The sequence below is a fragment of the Polaribacter sp. 2305UL8-11 genome, from assembly GCF_058147165.1.
On sequence record NZ_JBYVJW010000127.1, the window covers coordinates 1 to 233 of the forward strand.

Here is a 233-nt window from a genome sequence, read left to right on the forward strand (position 1 = left end):
AATCGGATGTTATTTTAACCTCGCAAGAAACCATAGATAGACTAAAAAGTTTATTAAGAGAAGCAGACTTGGTAAAGTTTGCAAAATCGAAACCTTTAGCTCCAGAAATGGAAGAAGACAGAAAAGATGCTGAAGATATTATTGGCAATTTAAAACCAAAACCAATTGTAGGAGAAAAAGACGAAGAAGATGGATTGGAGTAATTTTGAATTTTTAAATCCCGGGTTTCTGTG

General features: G+C 33.5%; 1 pseudogene. It reads left to right on the top strand.

Features of this window, described 5'->3' with window-relative positions:
• Positions 1-203: pseudogene (locus ACY2RW_RS16450) on the top strand (hypothetical protein); the annotation flags it as partial.
• Positions 204-233 lie beyond the last annotated feature (30 nt).